The sequence below is a fragment of the Bradyrhizobium sp. Ce-3 genome, assembly GCF_022835695.1.
GTDB lineage: Bacteria > Pseudomonadota > Alphaproteobacteria > Rhizobiales > Xanthobacteraceae > Bradyrhizobium.
The window spans coordinates 302223-319970 of the sequence record NZ_BQUV01000002.1 but is presented as its reverse complement, the minus strand read 5'-3'; the positions used below and the strand labels follow the sequence as shown (position 1 = coordinate 319970).

19 protein-coding genes are annotated in these 17748 nt (G+C 65.9%); 11 read left to right on the top strand and 8 right to left on the bottom strand.

Annotated features, from left to right (window positions below):
* Positions 1–71 precede the first annotated feature (71 nt).
* The 5 genes from BRSPCE3_RS07870 to BRSPCE3_RS07850 all read right to left on the bottom strand — a co-directional run bounded on the left by BRSPCE3_RS07870 (position 72) and on the right by BRSPCE3_RS07850 (position 3339).
* Entirely contained in the window at positions 72–308 is a 237-nt protein-coding gene (locus tag BRSPCE3_RS07870) for a hypothetical protein (protein ID WP_244065235.1), read from the bottom strand.
* A 44-nt stretch (positions 309–352) separates the two neighbouring features.
* Positions 353–1570, bottom strand: coding sequence for a GGDEF domain-containing protein (locus BRSPCE3_RS07865; protein WP_244065234.1), 1218 nt, complete (start codon positions 1568–1570; stop codon positions 353–355).
* Between the two features lie 246 nt (positions 1571–1816).
* Positions 1817–2293, bottom strand: coding sequence for a 30S ribosomal protein S9 (gene rpsI / locus BRSPCE3_RS07860; protein ID WP_223967634.1), 477 nt, complete (start codon positions 2291–2293; stop codon positions 1817–1819).
* The gene (gene rplM / locus BRSPCE3_RS07855) at positions 2293–2757 is read right to left on the bottom strand and encodes a 50S ribosomal protein L13 (RefSeq protein WP_021079117.1); all 465 of its coding nucleotides are present in this window, start codon (positions 2755–2757) and stop codon (positions 2293–2295) included. The genes rpsI and rplM overlap by 1 nt, the downstream gene beginning before the upstream one ends.
* Before the next feature lie 153 nt (positions 2758–2910).
* Positions 2911–3339, bottom strand: a complete 429-nt coding sequence (locus BRSPCE3_RS07850) for a PaaI family thioesterase (protein ID WP_097673498.1) — start codon at positions 3337–3339, stop codon at positions 2911–2913.
* 70 nt (positions 3340–3409) lie between these two features.
* Between BRSPCE3_RS07850 and BRSPCE3_RS07845 the strand changes: the two genes are divergently transcribed.
* From BRSPCE3_RS07845 to nadC, 8 genes are all read left to right on the top strand, one after another.
* On the top strand, positions 3410–4237 hold the full coding sequence (locus BRSPCE3_RS07845) for an enoyl-CoA hydratase (RefSeq protein ID WP_244065233.1): 828 nt from the start codon (positions 3410–3412) through the stop codon (positions 4235–4237).
* A 7-nt stretch (positions 4238–4244) separates the two neighbouring features.
* On the top strand, positions 4245–4829 hold the full coding sequence (locus BRSPCE3_RS07840; protein WP_212314930.1) for a CoA-binding protein: 585 nt from the start codon (positions 4245–4247) through the stop codon (positions 4827–4829).
* Between the two features lie 149 nt (positions 4830–4978).
* Positions 4979–6259, top strand: a complete 1281-nt coding sequence (locus BRSPCE3_RS07835) for an O-acetylhomoserine aminocarboxypropyltransferase (RefSeq protein ID WP_212013468.1) — start codon at positions 4979–4981, stop codon at positions 6257–6259.
* A gap of 150 nt (positions 6260–6409) precedes the next feature.
* Positions 6410–6814: a hypothetical protein gene (locus tag BRSPCE3_RS07830; RefSeq protein WP_244065232.1), complete on the top strand. Its 405-nt coding sequence runs from the start codon at positions 6410–6412 to the stop codon at positions 6812–6814.
* Between the two features lie 14 nt (positions 6815–6828).
* On the top strand, positions 6829–7785 hold the full coding sequence (locus tag BRSPCE3_RS07825; protein ID WP_244065231.1) for a hypothetical protein: 957 nt from the start codon (positions 6829–6831) through the stop codon (positions 7783–7785).
* 54 nt (positions 7786–7839) lie between these two features.
* Complete coding sequence (gene nadA / locus BRSPCE3_RS07820) at positions 7840–8826, top strand: quinolinate synthase NadA (RefSeq protein ID WP_244065230.1); 987 nt, start codon at positions 7840–7842, stop codon at positions 8824–8826.
* Complete coding sequence (locus BRSPCE3_RS07815) at positions 8823–10403, top strand: L-aspartate oxidase (protein WP_244065229.1); 1581 nt, start codon at positions 8823–8825, stop codon at positions 10401–10403. Before nadA ends, BRSPCE3_RS07815 begins: the two co-directional genes overlap by 4 nt.
* Positions 10369–11220, top strand: a complete 852-nt coding sequence (nadC, locus tag BRSPCE3_RS07810) for a carboxylating nicotinate-nucleotide diphosphorylase (RefSeq protein ID WP_244065228.1) — start codon at positions 10369–10371, stop codon at positions 11218–11220. The genes BRSPCE3_RS07815 and nadC overlap by 35 nt, the downstream gene beginning before the upstream one ends.
* 3 nt (positions 11221–11223) lie before the next feature.
* Here nadC and BRSPCE3_RS07805 read toward each other — a convergent pair whose 3' ends face one another.
* The gene (locus BRSPCE3_RS07805; RefSeq protein ID WP_244065227.1) at positions 11224–12309 is read right to left on the bottom strand and encodes a COX15/CtaA family protein; all 1086 of its coding nucleotides are present in this window, start codon (positions 12307–12309) and stop codon (positions 11224–11226) included.
* A 191-nt stretch (positions 12310–12500) separates the two neighbouring features.
* On the opposite strand from BRSPCE3_RS07805, the gene BRSPCE3_RS07800 reads away from it, so the two are divergent.
* Entirely contained in the window at positions 12501–12710 is a 210-nt protein-coding gene (locus BRSPCE3_RS07800; protein ID WP_244065226.1) for a DUF2842 domain-containing protein, read from the top strand.
* Between the two features lie 83 nt (positions 12711–12793).
* On the opposite strand, the gene BRSPCE3_RS07795 is transcribed toward BRSPCE3_RS07800, so the two are convergent.
* Positions 12794–13822 (bottom strand): polysaccharide deacetylase family protein, encoded by a 1029-nt coding sequence (locus BRSPCE3_RS07795; protein ID WP_244065225.1) that lies wholly within the window; start codon positions 13820–13822, stop codon positions 12794–12796.
* A gap of 191 nt (positions 13823–14013) precedes the next feature.
* On the opposite strand from BRSPCE3_RS07795, the gene BRSPCE3_RS07790 reads away from it, so the two are divergent.
* Complete coding sequence (locus BRSPCE3_RS07790; RefSeq protein WP_244065224.1) at positions 14014–15207, top strand: GNAT family N-acetyltransferase; 1194 nt, start codon at positions 14014–14016, stop codon at positions 15205–15207.
* Positions 15208–15226: 19 nt separating this feature from the next.
* Here the strand turns inward: BRSPCE3_RS07790 and BRSPCE3_RS07785 are convergent, their stop codons facing one another.
* On the bottom strand, positions 15227–16165 hold the full coding sequence (locus BRSPCE3_RS07785; protein ID WP_244065223.1) for a LysR family transcriptional regulator: 939 nt from the start codon (positions 16163–16165) through the stop codon (positions 15227–15229).
* A 244-nt stretch (positions 16166–16409) separates the two neighbouring features.
* On the opposite strand from BRSPCE3_RS07785, the gene BRSPCE3_RS07780 reads away from it, so the two are divergent.
* Positions 16410–17747 carry an MFS transporter gene (locus BRSPCE3_RS07780; protein WP_375709871.1) on the top strand — a complete coding sequence of 446 codons (1338 nt, stop codon included), beginning with the start codon at positions 16410–16412 and terminating at the stop codon, positions 17745–17747.
* The last annotated feature ends 1 nt before the right edge of the window (position 17748 follow it).

The window sequence follows — 17748 nt, the reverse complement described above, 5'->3', positions numbered from 1 at the left end:
TCTCTAGCCCAGCCCGTTCAAAAGCAAAAGGCGCCTCACGCGGGCGCCTCGTCCGCCGAACCAGCGGCGGTTCACTTGAACAGCAGAACCGTGCCGACAACCATCAGCAGCACGCCGAGCAGCATCGCGACCGGCCAGCGGCTCTTCAGCGGCTGGTACCGCCCCTGCGCGCGCCGTTCGGCGATCAGCGCGGTCTCGTATTCATGCGAGTCCGAGAACAGGCAGGCGAAGCCGCTGCGTGCTGAAACCGCATCGGCTTCGAGCGACATCAGGGCTGATTGCGGATTGCGGGTGCGGATCGACTCCATGCCCAAAAGCATGGGATCGAATGGTTAACCAGTCGTTACCACGCTCACGCGCGGGCCGGCGCCGGCTTTTGCCGCGCCGATGCCGGCAGGCCCGCGGTCTTGCGCCGCCAGTTCTCCAGCGAGAGCGGCAATTCCTCCGCCGCCTCGACCCGGTTGCGGCCGCCGCGCTTGGCCTGATAGAGCGCGGTGTCGGCCGAGGCCAACAGCACCTCGAGCTCGGTCCCGGCCGGACCGCCGGCGACGCCGATGCTGACCGTGGTGTCGACCGAGCCTTCCTCGCAGCTGATGTTGCTGCTCTCGAACGCTTCGCGGACGCGCTCGGCAACCAGCACGCCCTCCTCCAGCGAGCACGGCAGCAGCGCCGCGAATTCCTCGCCGCCGATCCGGCCCGACAGATCGCTGATCCTGAGGCTGTTGACCACCACGGCGGAAAACAGCTTCAGGATCTCGTCACCCGCGGGATGGCCGAACCGGTCGTTGATCGACTTGAAGTGATCGAGGTCGAAGATCATCACGGTGACCGGCCGGCCGGCGGTTGCCTCGCGCTCGATCACCCGCGTGCAGGCCTCGGTAAAGCCGCGGCGGTTGAGCATGCCGCTCAACGGATCGATCGACGCGGCGGTCTTGTGCACCGCCACCGCGCGGTCCGACACCATCATGAAGATCACGAACACCGTGCCGATCGCGTACAGCACGAGCTCGATCGAGAACAGCGTGACCCAGAAGCTGGAGACGAAATTCTGGCCGTTCAGCCGCAAGAGGTCGCCGACCAGGATCGGTAGCATCAGGACGCAGCCATGTGCGACCGGGATCGCGATCGCAATCCAGCGCCGTTGCATCGCGCGGCGGCGCTCGCTCCAGAGTTCGGAGGCGGTCAGCGCGGCGTAGATCGCGACGATCCCGGCGCCGATGGTCAGGCGCATCGCCGGATCTTGCAGCGTCGTCACGGCACCGATCCACGCGATCGGGCCGATCACGAGGCCCAGCAAATTGGCCTTGCGACCGTGGAAGATACGCGCGGCATTCCAGACCATGCCGCAGGCGGCGAAGCCGATCGCGTTGAGGCCCAGCAGGACCATCGGATCGAGCGTCGAGCTCCCGACCGTCCACAGCGCGACGGAGGCCGCACCGAGCAGATAGGCGGTGCCCCACCATTTCAGCGCGGCAATGTTCTCCTGCCTGCCGAACAACCAGAGCATGGCGCCGAGCATGCCCGCGACCATGGTGGCGAACAGATAAAGCGTCGATGGATCGAACGACATAGTGTCACCCCAGCCCGGTGATGCAACGTTCGCAGGCGCAAATAATACGGTGATGCAGCGCCAGTGCGAGCCCGCAAGCTAGAAGGCCCGAGTTCCAATTTCGTTTGCACGCACACGCAAGTTTTCATGAAAAACTGCGCTAATTCGCGTCGAAGCACGCGCCGTTGGGCGCAGCAAAAAGGGCGCCTCGCGGCGCCCTCTGCAACTCGATGCCCGCGGCAATTGCCGCGAATTTGAGAACCCGAATTAGCGCTTCGAGAACTGGAAGGACTTGCGGGCCTTCGCCTTGCCGTACTTCTTGCGCTCGACCGTGCGGCTATCGCGGGTCAGGAAGCCGCCCTTCTTGAGGACGCCGCGCAGCTCGGGCTCGAAGTTGGTCAGCGCCTTCGAGATACCGTGGCGGACCGCACCGGCCTGGCCGGACAGACCGCCGCCGGCGACGGTGCAGATCACGTCGTACTGGCCGTTACGGGCGGCAGCGACCAGCGGCTGCTGGATCATCATGCGCAGCACCGGGCGGGCGAAGTAGACTTCGATGTCGCGGGTGTTGACCGAGATCTTGCCGGCGCCCGGCTTGATCCAGACACGGGCGACCGCGTCCTTGCGCTTGCCGGTGGCGTAGGCGCGGTTGAACTTGTCGATCTTCTTGACATACTTCGGCGCGTCGGGAGCCGCCGGCTTGACCTGCGAGAGCTGGTCGAGGGACTGCAAAGTATCGGACATTATGCGGCCCTCGTGTTCTTGCGATTCAGGGAGGCGATATCGACCTTCTCGGGGCTCTGGGCTTCATGCGGATGCTCGGCACCCGGATAGACGCGCAGATTGCCCATCTGCATGCGGCCGAGCGGACCGCGCGGGATCATGCGCTCGATCGCCTTCTCGACGACGCGCTCGGGGAAGCGACCCTCGAGGATCTGCTTCGCAGTGCGCTCCTTGATGCCACCGATGAAGCCGGTGTGCTTGTAATAGGTCTTCTGGTCGCGCTTGCGGCCGGTCAGCACCACATGCGCGGCGTTGACGATGATGACATTGTCACCGCAATCGACATGCGGGGTGTAGGTAGGCAGGTGTTTGCCGCGCAGGCGCATCGCGACGAGCGTGGCGAGACGACCGACGACCAGACCCTTGGCGTCGATCACAACCCACTTCTTCGTCACTTCGGCGGGCTTGGCCGAGAACGTGCTCATGTGTGAAATCCGTGAAAAGCAAATCGGCGCCGAATGCGCCGAACTGGGCGGCTTTCTAGAGAAGCCGCGCGCGACCGTCAACGTCGACGTATCTGAATTACACCAGCAAAAACAGTAACTTGTAAATATGGTGCAATAATACCGTGAAAAACACTATTGATTTGGAATGGAATAGGTCGCCGTGACATGGGCGATCGGGTCGGGCGAGGTCCCGGACAGCAGGTTCACCTCGCCGACCGCAAGCCGCTTGCCGAGCTTGAGCAGCTTGGCCACCGCGAGCACGTCCTGGCCCGGCTGGCCCTTGCGCAGGAAGTTGATGTTGAGATTGGTGGTGACGGCAAGGCCGATCGGCCCGATCGCCGACAGCAGCACCACATACATCGCGAAATCCGCCAGCCCCATCAGGGTCGGTCCGGACACCGTGCCGCCCGGCCGCAGCATGCGCTCGCTGAAGCGCTGGCGCAGCAGGGCCGTCTCGCCGTCGGCGCTCTCGATCCTGATGTCGTCATGGGTGAATGCCTGCGGAAACTCCTTGCGCAGGAACTCCTCCAGATCAGCCACGCTCATTTTCGCAATCGCCATGCGGTTCCTGCCCTCGCTTCAGCCTGCCTGTTACATTAAATTGTCACAGACACGATAGAGGAATTTCGTCATGTCCGCCCAGGCCGCCCGCGCGGAAGCGCCACAACATCAGCCGATCCTGCTGCGCGAGAGCGTCGGCAGTATCGCGCTACTGACGCTCAATCGCCCCGCGGCCCGCAACAGCCTCTCCGAAGGCCTGATCGGCGAACTGCACGCCGCGCTGAACGATGTCGGCGGCGACAAGAGCATCCGCGCGGTCGTGCTCGCCGCCAACGGCCCGGCGTTCTGCGCCGGCCATGACCTCAAGGAGCTCACCGCGCGCCGCACCGACGCCGACCGCGGCCGCGCCTATTTCGCTGAGATCATGAATGCCTGCAGCGCGATGATGCAGGCGATCGTGCACCTGCCGAAGCCGGTGGTGGCGTCGGTCCAGGGCATCGCGACGGCAGCGGGCTGCCAGCTCGTCGCAAGCTGCGACCTCGCGGTCGCCTCCGACGCGGCGGCATTTGCGACGCCGGGCGTCGATATCGGGCTATTCTGCTCGACACCGATGGTGGCGCTATCGCGCAACGTGCCGCGCAAGCAGGCGATGGAGATGCTGCTGACCGGTGAACCGGTCTCCGCGGCAACCGCGCAGAGCATCGGTCTCGTCAACCGGGTGGTATCGGCAGGCACCGAACGCGACGCCGCGATCGCGCTGGCTGAGAAGGTCGCGCTGAAGTCGGCCTACACCGTCAAGCTCGGCAAGGAGGCGTTCTATCGCCAGGCCGAGATGAATCTCGCGGACGCCTATCGCTTCGCCGCCGAGGTGATGACTGAGAACATGATGGCGCGCGACGCCGAGGAAGGCATCGGCGCCTTCATCGAGAAGCGCGATCCGAAGTGGCAGGATAAGTAAGATCGAAATGAATCACGACGCCTACGACGACAACTACATCCGCAGCATCCTGAACAACGTGAAATCGATCGCGATGGTCGGCGCCTCGCCGGTCAACGTGCGGCCGAGCTATTTCGCCTTCAAGTACCTGGCGCAGCGCGGCTACGACATGATCCCGGTCAACCCCGGCCATGTCGGCAAGGCGCTGATGGGCAAGCCGTTCGTCGCATCGCTCGCGGACATCGATCGCCCGATCGACATGATCGACATCTTCCGCAATTCAAGCCACATCATGCCGGTCGTCGACGAAGCGCTGAAATTGTCACCGCTGCCGAAGGTGATCTGGATGCAGCTTGGCGCACGCGACGATGCCGCGGCCGAGAAGGCGGAAGCCGCCGGCCTCAAGGTGGTGATGAACCGCTGCCCGAAGATCGAGTATGGCCGGCTGTCGTCCGAGATCTCCTGGATGGGCGTCAACTCGCGGACGCTGAGCTCCAAGCGCGCGCCGATCCCGACCCAGGGCATGCGGCTGTCGCTCAACCGCACCAGTTTTGGCGGCGGCCAGACTGCGGCATCCGACCGCGCTGCGAAAAACAAAACCGAGACGACCTGACGTTTCCGCGGAATATTCGTCGCGATCATCAGGTACAGCGCAGCATGCCCGTTTCAAACCGCGGCACGCCCGCCAACGCGGCTTGACGGCGGGCGCCGCCGCCATCAGCATGCCGCGCGTTTCGACCAGGCCACAACAGGACACAAAGAATGACCGATCGCCTTCCGGGATTTTCCACCCTCGCCGTGCACGCCGGCGCACAGCCTGATCCCACCACCGGCGCGCGGGCGACGCCGATCTACCAGACCACGTCATTCGTCTTCAACGACGCCGACCACGCCGCCTCGCTGTTCGGCCTGCAGGCATTCGGCAACATCTATACCCGCATCGGCAACCCGACCAACGCCGTGCTCGAGGAGCGCGTCGCCGCGCTCGAGGGCGGCACCGCGGCGCTCGCCGTCGCCTCCGGCCACGCGGCGCAGCTCGTGGTGCTGCAGCAGCTGCTGAAGCCCGGTGACGAGATCATCGCCGCGCGAAAACTCTATGGCGGCTCGATCAACCAGTTCACCCATGCCTTTAAAGCGTTCGGCTGGAACGTGGCCTGGGCCGATCCCGACGAGGTCGAAAGCTTCGAGCGCGCGGTGACGCCGCACACCAAGGCGATCTTCATCGAGTCGATCGCCAACCCCGCCGGCAGCATCACCGATATCGAGGCGATCGCCGCCGTCGCGCGCAAGGCCGGCGTGCCGCTGATCGTCGACAACACGCTGGCCTCGCCTTACCTGATCAAGCCGATCGACCATGGCGCCGACATCGTCGTGCACTCGCTGACCAAGTTCCTCGGCGGCCACGGCAACTCGCTCGGCGGCATCATCGTCGACGCCGGCACCTTCGACTGGTCGAAGGACAACAAATACCCGATGCTGAGCGAGCCGCGCCCGGAATATCACGGCATCCGGATCCAGGAGACGTTCGGCAATTTCGCCTTCGCGATCGCCTGCCGCGTGCTCGGCCTGCGCGACCTCGGCCCGGCGCTGTCGCCGTTCAACGCCTTCATGATCCTGACCGGCATCGAGACGCTGCCGCTGCGGATGCAGAAGCACTGCGACAACGCCAAGGCGGTGGCGGAATTCCTCTCCACCCACCCGGCCGTGTCGGCGGTCAACTATGCCGGCCTGCCCGGCGACAGGTACAACGCCCTGCAGCGCAAATACGCCCCGAAAGGCGCCGGCGCGGTGTTCACCTTCAGCCTCAAGGGCGGCTATGACGCCGGCGTCAACCTGGTGTCGAACCTGAAGCTGTTCTCGCATCTCGCCAATGTCGGCGACACCCGCTCGCTGGTGATCCACCCGGCTTCCACGACCCACAGCCAGCTCGACGACGCCGCCAAGGTGAAGTCCGGCGCGGCGCCCGAGGTGGTGCGGCTCTCGATCGGCATCGAGGACAAGGAAGACCTGATCGCCGACCTCGACCAGGCCCTGCGCGCCTGATCCCGCTGATGTTCCGGAGCGGTGCGCCCGCATCGCTCCGGCAATTTCCCCGACGGTCTCGTTAACGCTTAATCCCGACAGGCCTCTCGTTAACGCTCATTCCGGCATAAAGTGGCAGTGATAGGCTCCGGATGATTCGGGAGACCATGGATGCTGCGCTGGATATTGCCGCTCGCGATCGCGCTGTTTGCGATTTCGCCTGCTGACGCCGCCGACGGCCCTGTCGTCACCAAACGCGCCACCGTCAAGGCTGCGCGCCAGCTGCCGGCGGGCCTGCCGCGGCGGCACTACGCCTACCGCACGTCAATCACACAGCCGACCTATGTGCGGCGCGGACGTCAGCTCGTGGTCGTCGAACCCAAGGTGATCCCGCTCAATTCAGAGCCGGTCATCCCGTACGTGCGCGGCGAACCGCTGCTGCCCGGATCGTCGTCGCTGCCGGGCTATTACGGCAACTCCCGCTCCTACAGCTATCTCGGCCCCTATTACGGCGGCGCCTATGTGACCTACTGGGACCGCCTGCCCTACGCCTGCGGCGTCTACGGCTACTGCTAGCGCGGAACGATCGGGTGGCCAGATCGCCGCAAAAACCCAGCGCACCGGCTTCGGGAAATGCTGTCACCGCCGACCTCGTCGCGGTGCTGGTTGCCGTCACCGACGGCTCGCCGAAGATCGTGACCATCGCCGGCGGCTCCGCGCTGCCGAGCGGCCCGTTCGAGTTCACCCATCGCTCGCTGCAGACCGCGTTGCGGGCCTGGGTCGAGGCGCAGACCGGTCACCCGCTCGGCTATGTCGAGCAGCTCTATACTTTTGCCGACCGCGGCCGGTCCGGCGACGCCAAGTCGCCGCACAGCGTCTCGATCAGCTATCTCGGCCTGACCCGCGAGGACCGGGTCGGTGAAGGTTTTGAGGCGCATTGGTCCGGCTGGTACGATTACTTCCCTTGGGAGGATCATCGCGCCGGCGCGCCAGCGTGCCTGGCGAAGGTGATCGCGCCGAAACTGAAGTCGTGGGCGAAGGCCGCGTCCTCACCGACGCTGCAGCGCGAGCGCTGGCAGCGCTGCACCATCACCTTCGGTCTCGACGACCGCGACTGGAATGAAGAGCTGGTGTTGCAACGCTACGAGCTGCTCTGGGAGGCGTCGCTGATCCCCGAAGCCGGACGCGCGCATAACCGCGACGCGCCGGCTGTGCCGGGCAAGCCGATGACGGCGGATCATCGCCGCATTCTCGCGACCGGGATCGCCCGGCTGCGCGCCAAGATCAAATACCGTCCGGTGGTATTCGAGCTGATGCCGGCCGAGTTCACCCTGCTGCAACTGCAACGCAGTGTTGAGGCACTCGCAGGCCGGCTGGTCCACAAGCAGAACTTCCGCCGGCTCATCGAGCAGCAGGAACTCGTTGAAGAGACTGGCGCAATGGCCGCCGATACCGTCGGACGGCCGGCCAAGCTGTTCCGCTTCCGGCACGCCGTTCTGGCCGAACGGGCCGTCGCCGGCACCAAGCTTCCGCTTTCGCGCACTTGACATGCCTTATGCTCAGGATAAGTATAATCCATCTTATGCTCAAGGAGAGTATAAATGGCTTCCCTCGATACCGCACTGCTCGAGCGCACCGCCCCGCTCTATGAACGCGTCAAGCGCGTCATTCCCCCCTTCGAATGGGCCACCTTCGCCGAGGACGTCGATGCGATCCTCGCGCTGAAGCGCCGCCGCAACGCGGTGGTGCTGGCGCACAACTACCAGACGCCGGAGATCTTCCACGGCGTCGCCGATATCGTCGGCGACAGCCTGCTGCTGGCGCGCGAAGCCACCAAGGTCGACGCCGATGTCATCGTGCTCGCCGGCGTGCACTTCATGGCCGAGACGGCGAAGCTGCTCAATCCGGCCAAGACCGTGCTGATCCCCGACCTGAAGGCCGGCTGCTCGCTGGCGGATTCGATCACGGCCGAGGATGTGCGGCTGATGCGCGCGCGCTACCCGGACGCGCCGGTGGTTGCCTATGTCAACACCTCGACCGCGGTGAAGGCGGAGTCCGACATCTGCTGTACCTCCGGCAATGCGCTCAAGGTCGTGGAGTCACTCGACGCCGAGCGCGTCATCATGCTGCCGGATGAGTATCTGGCGCAGAACATCGCCAAGCAGACCAGCAAGAAGATCATCGCCTGGAAGGGCCATTGCGAGGTGCACGAGCTGTTCACCGCCGACGACGTGCGCCAGCTGCGTGAAAACTACCCAGACGTCACCGTCCTGGCGCATCCGGAATGCCCGCCCGAGGTCGTTGCCGAGGCGGACTTTGCCGGCTCGACGGCGGCGATGCAGTCGTTCGTCGAGACCAAACGTCCGCCGCGCGTCGTGCTGCTGACGGAATGCTCGATGAGCGACAACATCGCGGCCCGCAATCCCGATGTCGACTTCGTCCGCCCCTGCAATCTCTGTCCTCACATGAAGCGGATCACGCTGAAGAACATCCGCCACGCGCTGGAGACCAACCAGCACGAGGTCACGATCGATCCCGCGATCGCCGAGCGTGCGCGGAAGAGCGTCGAAAGGATGCTGGCGATATGAGCACCGATCTCTCCGATCTCAACGGCCGCCCGGTGATCATCGGCGGCGGCGCCGCGGGGCTGATGACCGCGCTGCAACTCGCGCCCGAGCCGGTCGTGCTGCTGTCGAAATCGCCGCTTGGCGCCGAAGCCTCCAGCATGTGGGCCCAAGGCGGCCTCGCCGCGCCGGTCGGCGCGGATGACAGCCCCGCCCTGCATCTTGTCGATACGCTGGCGGCCGGCGCCGGCCTTTGCGACGCAGCCGCCGCGAGCCGGATCGTCCACGCCGCGCCTGCTGCCGTGGAGCATCTGGCGGAACTCGGCGTCGCCTTCGACCGGCGCGCCGACGGCAGCTGGCGTCTCGGGCTCGAGGCCGCGCACCGCCGCAACCGCATCGTGCACGCCACCGGCGACGGCACCGGCCGCGAGATCATGCGTGCGCTGATATCAGCGGTCCGCCGGACGCCATCGATTACCTTGCTGGAAGGCGTCGAGGCGCGCCGGCTCCTGATCGAGGACAATGCGGTCCGGGGCGTGCTCGCGGCCAGCGACCGTGGTGCGCTGACGATCGCGACCAACCGCGTCGTGATCGCGACCGGCGGCATCGGCGGGCTGTTTTCGGACAGCACCAATCCGGGCGGCTGTTTCGGCCAGGGACTCGCGCTCGCGGCCCATGCCGGCGCAAGACTGTCGGATATCGAATTCGTCCAGTTTCACCCGACCGCCTTCGATGGGCCGTCGCGGCCGATGCCGCTGTTGACCGAGGCGATCCGCGGCGACGGCGCGTTCCTGATCGACGAGACCGGCCAGCGCTTCATGGCCGACCAGCCCGGCGTCGAGCTCGCGCCGCGCGACATCGTCGCGCGCGCGGTGTGGCGTCACCGCGCCGCGGGACACCGCACCTTCCTCGACGCGCGCAAGCATCCGGGTGCGGAGTTCGCGCAGCGCTATCCGGTGATCAGCGCGTTCTGCAAGATGGCGGGCATCGACCCCGCCCATGATCCGATCCCGATCCGGCCTGCGGTGCACTACCACATGGGCGGCATCGCGGTTGACGGCTTTGGACGCAGCACCGTGCAAGGCCTGTGGGCCTGCGGCGAGGCCGCGCGCACCGGGCTGCACGGCGCCAACCGGCTCGCCAGCAACTCGCTGATGGAAGCGATCGTCTGCGCGCGCTGGGTCGCCGAGAGCATAGAGGACGTGGACGCAGGTCCACGCGCGATGCTGCACGACGACGCGCTGCCGCCGGCTGCCGATCCCTCCGCGGTGCGGCCGATCCTCACCCAGGGGCTCGGCGTGCTGCGCGACCACGACGGCATCGCACGCGCGATCGGCAGCCTCTATCCGCTCGCACGCAGCCAGAGCGCGGCGTCCGACGCAGCGCTGGTCGGATTGATGATCGCGGTCGCCGCATTCAGGCGTGAGGAAAGCCGCGGCGGCCACTTCCGCACCGATTTCCCACACACCGCTGTGTCGGCGTCACCATCGTCCCTCACCCGTGTCGAGGCGCTCGCCGCCGCACACGACATCGTCGAATCCAAGCTTTCAGCCAGGAGTGCCGCTCATGACCCTCAATCCCCTGTTGCCGCTGCTGTATGAGCCGATCGTGCAGACCGCGCTGCGCGAAGACCTCGGCCGCGCCGGCGATATCACGGCAGATGCAATCGTGCCGGCCGGCCAGCAGGCGCGGCTGGTGATGCGGGCGCGGCAGCCCGGCGTGATCGCAGGCCTCGACGTGGCGCGCACCGCCTTCCAGACGGTGTCGCCGGCCGTCGAGCTACGCGCCGAGCGGCCCGACGGCAGTGCGGTCGAGCCCGACCAGGTCATCGCGATCATCGACGGCCCGGCCCGCAGCCTGCTCACCGCGGAGCGAACCGCGCTCAACTTCCTCTGCCATCTGAGCGGCGTCGCGACCGCAACCGCCACGCTCGCGAAAGCCGTCGCCGGCACGCGCGCGCAGATCGTCTGCACCCGGAAGACCACGCCGGGACTGCGGGCGCTGGAGAAATATGCGGTGCGCGCCGGCGGCGGCGGCAATCACCGCTTCGGGCTCGACGATGCCGTGCTGATCAAGGACAACCACATCGCGCTCGCCGGCGGTGTCCGTCCTGCGATCGAGCGCGCCAAGGCCAATACCGGCCATCTCGTCAAGATCGAGGTCGAGGTCGATACGCTGGCGCAGCTCGAAGAGGTGCTGGCGCTTGGCGTCGACGCCGTGCTGCTCGACAACATGACAACGGAACAGCTCAGCCAGGCGGTGGCGATGGCGCGCGGCAAGGCGATCACCGAAGCGTCCGGCCGCATCACGACGGCGACCGCCGCGGCGATTGCCGCCACCGGTGTCGATCTGATCTCGGTCGGCTGGGTGACCCACAGCTCGGCGGCGCTCGATATCGGGCTCGACTATCTGTCCTGACGGCTAGAGCGACTGGCCGACCGGAACGAGGGTCGGCTGGTCCCGCTCGTTGCGGCGCGCGGCAAAGCGCTCGGCCTGCAATACCGCGAGCGTCAGCACGACAATCGCGACCGCCTGGTGGGTCAGCGCGAGATCAATCGGCACCTGATGCAGCAGCGTCAGGATTCCGAGCGTCGCCTGCAGCGTGATCGCCGCCACCAGCCACCAGGCGCCGGCGATGACCGCGCCGCCGGCGCGCGCGCGCACGGAATCGATCGCATGCGCGATCGCCAGCGCGAACAGCAGATAGGCGGTCATGCGGTGCTCGAACTGCACCGTCAGCGTGTTGTCGAACAGGTTGCGCCACCACGGCGTCTCGAACCAGAGACGGTCGGCCGACGGGATGAAGCCGCCGTCGATCTCGGGCCAGGTGTTGTAGACCCTGCCTGCGCGCAGCCCCGCGACCAGCGCGCCGAAATAGAGCTGCACGAAAGTGAGCACGAGCAGCACCGCGCTGGTGATCTTCAGCCTGAGCGGCGCGATCACCGATGGACGGTCCGTCAACCGACGCAGCGTCCAGATGATCGCAGCGAAGATCAACAGCGCCAGCACCAGATGCGTCGCCAGCCGATACTGCGACACCTCGAGACGCTGTGTGAGCCCGGACGCAACCATCCACCAGCCGACGCCGCCCTGCAGCGCACCGAGGCCGAAGATCACCCACAGCCGCCGACCGAGCTCGCCGCTCACCGCGCCGCGCCACAGGAAGTACAGGAACGGCAGCAGATAGGCGGCGCCGATCACCCGGCCGAGCAGCCGGTGGCTCCACTCCCACCAGAAGATCGTCTTGAATTGCTCGAGCGTCATCCCGGCGTTGAGCTCGCGATATTGCGGAATCTTCTGATAGCCCTCGAACGCCTGGGTCCACTGCGCCTCGGTCAACGGCGGCAGCGCGCCGGTCACCGGCTTCCATTCGACGATCGACAGGCCGGACTCGGTGAGCCGCGTGGCGCCGCCGACCAAGACCATCAGTGCGATCAGGGCGGCGACCGCGAGCAGCCAGATTCGGACGGCGCGAAGCTGCGATGGATTTGCGGAAATACCGGCCATTTCGCCCTGACTTGATTGGATTTTCGAGCCCCTTATAGTCCGCCGCGCCCGCGGCGCAAGCGCCGCCCGGGGCCGCGTTCCGACAGCTTCGGAATGAAGCTCCGGATTGTAGTTTTTAACGTGTTTTCCGAACGCGAAGCGATATCCACTTCGCGCGAAAACGCTCTGGATCACGAGTTCACATCTCCGCTATGGCCATACGCACCCGCAAACTGCTCGGAACCATCTTCCTGCTCATCCTGGTCGTGGTGTGGTCGCTGCTCGGCATGACCATCGCCCAGACGCCGTGGCTGGCCAATTCCGGACTGCTGCAGTCGATCTTCTACGTCGTCGCGGGCCTCGGCTGGGTGCTGCCGGCGATGCCGATCGTCTCCTGGATGTCGCGGCCGGACCGCGCCTAGAGCGTTATCCGGAAAGTGCCAAGCGGCCTTCCGATGGGCCCATGCCCAAACGAGAGCCGAAAGCGCGGCGGCATCACCGCGCTTCAGATCGGGCTCTGGTGACGCGCGCTCCGCGTCGGCTGCACCGGTGGAAACATCACACCCGACAGCAGCACGCGCATCATCCGCAGCGAGCGCACCCGGCCGTCCCAGGCGATGCGCGGCAGCGCATGGAGATTGGTGCGCCCCTGCGCCTCGACGATCCCCGATATGGTCGACACCGCGCTGGCGAAGCCGGCCTCCTCGGCCATCACGACATGCGGACGGGCGAAGGCGTCGCGGTCCCCGAACGGATAGGCGAAATGCCTGACCTGCTGCCGCAGCGCGCTCTCGGCCACCGCCCTGCCCATCGCCATCTCGCGCTGCGCGCCCGCATCCTTCAGGCTCGACAGCGCCGGATAGTTCACGGTCGCGCTGCCGAATGTCACGTTCGGGTCGGCGGCGAGCTTTGCCAGATCCGCCCAGTCGAGCGAGGCGCTGCGCGATATCTGCGCGGCATCGGCCGAATAGCGCCGGCCGAGATCATTCACCGCATAGGACAGCTCCGGCGGCGGCAGCTTGCGCAGCCAGCCGGACAGGAAGTCGAACAGCTCGTATTTGTCCGACAGGCTCGAGACCGCGAAATGCCGCTCCCTGCCGTCGATGACAAGGCTGATCCGGCTCTCGCGCCCGATGATGTCCTCCAGCACCAGCCACCACGCCACGCCGACGCCATCGGGAAAGGCCGTCGGCAGATAGAGGGTGAAGGGAACGCCGTGCCGGGCCAGCACTGGCCAGGCATGGGTGACGATGTCCTTGCTGGCGCCGTCGAAGGTCAGGCAGGCAAAGCGCCGGCGCTCCGGCAGGGTCACGGCGCGGCGGCAGGCCTCGTCGATGCCGACGATGTCGTACTGCCAGCGCTTCAGCGCGCGGATCATACGATCGAGGAAGCCCGGCGTGATCTCCTGCGACTTCAGCGGCTGAAACCGCCCCCGCTGTCGCGGGCGGACGCGCGCGAAGCGCAGGATCGCCCCGGCGCCCCCCGCCTCGCGTTCCCGCAGCCTGAAGGCGCCGCTGAAATAGGCGAGCTCCATCCGGGCGCGCCGCAAAATCCCGTTGTCCGGCGTCAAAATCCCCCTACCCGTCCTCGCCCGTCCGGCGGTTCCCGCACGCCGCCCAGCACCCCGCCGGGGCATTGTTATTACTCTTTGTTGACATTTCCCTGCGAAGGTCGGCCTCAGTCGAGGACTGTAAATTAATACCTTAAAAAATTTTGGGTTCCGAGATGATCATGACGGCGGCAATTGAAGGCCAGACGGCGGGGACGCGACCATGGCCGAACGCAGTCCGCGTTGCCGGCGTCGACATCTTTCACGATCTCGCGGCAGTCGAGGCGACCTGGCGCAGCCTCGAGACATCGCAACACAGCTACACGCCCTATCAGCGCTTCGACTTCCTCGCCAGTTGGCAGCGCCAGGTCGGCGAGCGCGAGGGCCTGCGGCCCTTCATCGTCGTCGCGCATGACAGCGAGCGCCGGCCGCTGCTGCTGTTGCCGCTCGCCGTCGAGTCCCGCCTTGGCGCGAACTGCGCAAGCTTCATGGGCGGCAAGCATGCAACCTTCAACATGGCGCTGTACGACAAGGATTTCGCCGCCAACGCGACCGAGGCCGACATCACCGCCCTGATCAGATCGACCGCCGAACGTTCCCGCGTCGATGCGCTGGTGCTCTGTCAGCAGCCGCTGCGCTGGCAGGACCTGCCCAATCCGCTGGCGCTGCTGCCGCACCAGCCCTCGGTCAACGACTGTCCGCTGCTGGTGATCGAGCCGGGCGCCGCCCCCGCGGCGCTGATCAGCAATTCGTTCCGCCGCCGCCTCAAGGGCAAGGAGCGCAAGCTGCAGGCGCTGCCGGGCTATCGCTATTATGTTGCCAGCGACAGCGCCGACGTCTGCCGCCTGCTCGACTGGTTCTTCCGCGTCAAGCCGCAGCGCATGGCCGAGCAGAAGTTGCCTGATGTGTTCGCCGAGCCCGGTATCGAGCAGTTCATTCGCTCCGCCTGCCTGGCGCCGCGCGCCGACGGCAAGGGCTTTGCGATCGACATCCACGCGCTCGAATGCGACGAGGAAGTGATCGCGATCTTCGCCGGCGTCTCGGACGGCCATCGCTTCTCGATGATGTTCAACACCTACACGATGTCGGCAAATTCCAAGTTCAGCCCCGGCCTGATCCTGATGCGCGACATCATCGATCGCCATGCCGGCCAGGACTACCGCGCCCTCGATCTCGGGATCGGCTCGGACGAGTACAAGCGGCTGTTCTGCAAGGACGACGAAGCGATCGTCGACAGCTTCATTCCGCTCAGCCTGCGCGGCAAGCCGGCGGCCGGCGCCCTGTCGGCCATCAATCGCGCCAAGCGCGCGGTGAAGCAGAATCCGGCATTGCTCGAGATCGCGCAGAACCTGCGCAGCATGTTCCGCTGAGGCTGCCTGCGGACAACGTCTAGGCGGACGAGCCCTTCGGCGCCTGCCGTCCGCTCTCGACGCCGAGCCGCATCATCGCATCGAATACCAGCATCGCGGCCGGCGACAGTGCGCGCTTGCGCAGCTTGATCAGACCGTAACTCTCGAGCATCAACTGATCGCGGACGCGCAGCATCTTGAAGCGCTGCGGATCGACCAGATCGAAGATCAGCAATGGCGACGGCACGATCGCATCGATCCCCGCGGCAATACCGATCGACGCGAAAAAGGATTCCGTGTTGATGATGCGCTGCGGCGGCGCAATGCCGCGGCTGTGGAACAGCCGCTCGAGCCCCTTGCGCATGAAGGATTCCCGCGGCTGGCAAATCCATTGCAGGTCGACCGTGTCTTCCAGATTGACGCTGTCGAGCGCGGCCAGCGGATGCTCGGCGCGAACCAGCAAGCCGGCCTGCTCGGCGCCGATCTCGTGATAGTCGAACTGGCCGGGATCGACGCCGGCGGGAACGCGCGCAACGACGAAATCCAGCTCAAGCGCGAGCAGCCGCGCAATCAGCGGCGGACTGGTGCTGACATCGAGCGAGATGTTCACCCGGTGCAGCTTCTCGCCGAGATACTGCATGACGTCGACGACGAGGTCGATGCTGGGCTTGGCCACCGTTCCAACCGAGACGGTGCCAAGCTCACCGGACCGGTAACCGGCGAACTCGTCGGTGACCCGGTCCAGGTCCGCCAGTACGCTCCTGCCGCCGCGGATCAGAATCGAGCCATAGGCGGTCGGCTCGACGCCGCGCGCCGTCCGCTCGAACAACGGAACCCGCGCCACGGCCTCGATCTCGGCCAACATCTTCGATGCCGCCGACTGGGTGATGTTCAGCCGCTCGGCGGCGAGCTGCAGCTTGCGTTCGCTGTCGAGCGCCACCAGCAGCCGCAACTGACGCAATTTCAGATTATTGATCACGGCCCGCCACCATCCCGCCCGGTAGGGTTCCCGCGTCCATACCGCGGTGCATCATGACAGTTTCGCCGTGGCTCCATTCCCAAATGCCATTAGTCACGCGGCCATCGATTACACAACAATGACCGCAACGATTGCAAGGAGACTTGCAAGACGAAGACTTGCAAGGCGACGGACCGCTGCGGGTGTACCAGATGCCACCCCGGGCAGCGCGATTACCGTATGCAGATATGAAACACCAGAAGGGATGGGAACGATGAGCGACGATGTCGAGAAGCGCGCAATCGGAAAGATGATGCGGCGGCTAATTCCGTTCCTCATCCTGTGTTACTTCGTCGCCTATCTCGATCGCGTCAATGTCGGCTTTGCCAAGCTGCACATGAACACGGCGCTCGGCCTCAGCGAAGCCGCCTACGGGCTCGGCGCCGGCCTGTTCTTCATCGGCTACTTCTTCTTCGAGGTGCCTTCCAACATCCTGCTGGAACGGTTCGGTGCGCGGCGCTGGATCGCCCGCATCATGATCAGCTGGGGCATCGTCTCGGCGGCATTCGCGTTCATCCCGCAGATGTCCGCGGCGAGCGGCCTCTCCAGCGAATGGATCTTCTACTTCCTTCGCCTGCTGCTCGGCGCCTGCGAGGCCGGTTTCTTCCCCGGCATCATCTTCTATCTGACGCTCTGGTTCCCGACGATCTATCGTGCCCGCGTCATCAGCCTGTTCATGCTTGCGATCCCGATCTCGAGCATCATCGGGGCGCCGATCTCGGGCCTGCTGCTCAACCTGTCCGGAGGCGGCCTGACCGGGTGGCAATGGCTGTTCATCTGCGAAGCGCTGCCGTCGGTGCTGGTCGGCTTCGCCGTGCTGGCCCTGCTGCCGGACTTCCCGCGCCAGGCGAGCTGGCTGCAGCCCGACGAGATCAAATGGGTCCAAAATACGCTTGAGATCGAGCGGCAGAGGAAGGAAGCCGTCGAGCACATCTCGGTCATGCAATCGCTCACCGATTCGCGGGTGCTGGCCTGCGCGCTGGTGTATTTCTGTCTCAACGCGGCGAGCTACGGCGTCGCGTTCTTCCTGCCGACCATCATCAAGGCGTTCGGCGTCACCGACACCCAGACCGGCTTCATCGCCGCCCTGCCCTTCGTGTTCGGCGCGGTCGGCATGGTGCTGCTCGGCCGCCATTCCGACAAGACCGGTGAACGGCGCTACCATGTCGCCGGCGCGCTGACGCTGGCCGCCGTCGGTATCGGCCTGGCCGGGCTGGTTTCCAGTCCGGTTCTGATCGTCGGCCTGCTCTGCCTCGCGCAGATCGGCGTGTCGGCGGTGCCACCGATGTTCTGGCCGATGCCGGCCAGCATCCTGACCGGCGCTTCGGCCGCGGCGGGCATTGCCGCGATCAACTCGCTCGGCAATCTGTCAGGCTTCGCCGGCCCGTTCGCGATGGGCTACCTGAAGGACCTGACCGGAGGATTCACCGCCGGCCTGCTGCTGCTCGCGGTTGTCGGGCTGATCGGCGCCCTCGTCACGATCCGGCTGCGGATCGATCCGGTGCTGGAGCGAGCCGCGCGCGAGCCGGTGCTGGTGCACTGAA

Coding starts and splice junctions, on each gene's coding strand:
- BRSPCE3_RS07805 (WP_244065227.1), bottom strand. CDS start 12,309: ATGGCCGGTATTTCCGCAAATCCATCGCAGCTTCGCGCCGTCCGAATC.
- BRSPCE3_RS07865 (WP_244065234.1), bottom strand. CDS start 1,570: ATGTCGTTCGATCCATCGACGCTTTATCTGTTCGCCACCATGGTCGCG.
- BRSPCE3_RS07830 (WP_244065232.1), top strand. CDS start 6,410: ATGCTGCGCTGGATATTGCCGCTCGCGATCGCGCTGTTTGCGATTTCG.
- BRSPCE3_RS07795 (WP_244065225.1), bottom strand. CDS start 13,822: ATGGAGCTCGCCTATTTCAGCGGCGCCTTCAGGCTGCGGGAACGCGAG.
- rpsI (WP_223967634.1), bottom strand. CDS start 2,293: ATGTCCGATACTTTGCAGTCCCTCGACCAGCTCTCGCAGGTCAAGCCG.
- BRSPCE3_RS07840 (WP_212314930.1), top strand. CDS start 4,245: ATGAATCACGACGCCTACGACGACAACTACATCCGCAGCATCCTGAAC.
- BRSPCE3_RS07870 (WP_244065235.1), bottom strand. CDS start 308: ATGGAGTCGATCCGCACCCGCAATCCGCAATCAGCCCTGATGTCGCTC.
- BRSPCE3_RS07790 (WP_244065224.1), top strand. CDS start 14,014: ATGATCATGACGGCGGCAATTGAAGGCCAGACGGCGGGGACGCGACCA.
- BRSPCE3_RS07845 (WP_244065233.1), top strand. CDS start 3,410: ATGTCCGCCCAGGCCGCCCGCGCGGAAGCGCCACAACATCAGCCGATC.
- BRSPCE3_RS07780 (WP_375709871.1), top strand. CDS start 16,410: ATGGGAACGATGAGCGACGATGTCGAGAAGCGCGCAATCGGAAAGATG.
- nadC (WP_244065228.1), top strand. CDS start 10,369: ATGACCCTCAATCCCCTGTTGCCGCTGCTGTATGAGCCGATCGTGCAG.
- BRSPCE3_RS07850 (WP_097673498.1), bottom strand. CDS start 3,339: ATGGCGATTGCGAAAATGAGCGTGGCTGATCTGGAGGAGTTCCTGCGC.
- BRSPCE3_RS07815 (WP_244065229.1), top strand. CDS start 8,823: ATGAGCACCGATCTCTCCGATCTCAACGGCCGCCCGGTGATCATCGGC.
- BRSPCE3_RS07800 (WP_244065226.1), top strand. CDS start 12,501: ATGGCCATACGCACCCGCAAACTGCTCGGAACCATCTTCCTGCTCATC.
- nadA (WP_244065230.1), top strand. CDS start 7,840: ATGGCTTCCCTCGATACCGCACTGCTCGAGCGCACCGCCCCGCTCTAT.
- rplM (WP_021079117.1), bottom strand. CDS start 2,757: ATGAGCACGTTCTCGGCCAAGCCCGCCGAAGTGACGAAGAAGTGGGTT.
- BRSPCE3_RS07835 (WP_212013468.1), top strand. CDS start 4,979: ATGACCGATCGCCTTCCGGGATTTTCCACCCTCGCCGTGCACGCCGGC.